This is a genomic window from Bacillus sp. EB106-02-03-XG38 (genome assembly GCF_058792175.1).
In genome coordinates this window covers 179,946-180,533 of record NZ_JBYTED010000003.1, presented here as the reverse complement: position 1 = coordinate 180,533, position 588 = coordinate 179,946, and the positions used below count along the sequence as shown (strand labels likewise).

Annotated in this window: 1 pseudogene; it reads right to left on the bottom strand. The window is 44.7% G+C overall.

Annotation, left to right across the window (positions count from 1 at the left end):
* A pseudogene (locus tag AC3WTI_RS15370) lies at positions 1-588 on the bottom strand (DNA translocase FtsK); the annotation flags it as partial.

Below are 588 nucleotides of genomic sequence, written 5' to 3'. Positions count from 1 at the left end.
GCATTGGCTTTTCTTCCACTTGCGGTTCTACTACCACTTGCTGTACAGGTGTTTCTTCCACTCGCGATTCTACCACCGCTTGCTGCATTGGCTTTTCTTCTACTTTTGGTTCCACTGCCGCTTGTTGCACTGGTATTTCTTCCATTTGCGGTTTCACTACTTCTTGTTGCACTGGTGTTTCTTCTACTTGTTGTACAGGCTTATTCTCTACTCGTTCACTCTTAGAAGATTGCATTGCATTCGCTCTAGCCGCATGTCTTTCCATTAATCGCGTTCTGTCTTGTTTCAACATAACAACATTAAATGGTACGTGACGCTTTTTCTCACGTTTTGGTTCTTCTTTTTTTACAACTGGTTGCTCTTCTGCGACCGGTGTTTCTTCTTCAACTTGTTGTTCTTCTGCAATCGGCGCTTCCTCTTCAACTCGTTGTTCTTCTGCGACTGGTGCTTCTTCTTCAACTTGTTGTTCTTCTGCGACCGGTGCTTCCTCTTCAACTTGTTGCTCTTCTACGACCGGTGTTTCTTCTTCAACTTGTTGTTCTTCTGCAATCGGCGCTTCCTCTTCAACTCGTTGTTCTTCTGCGACTG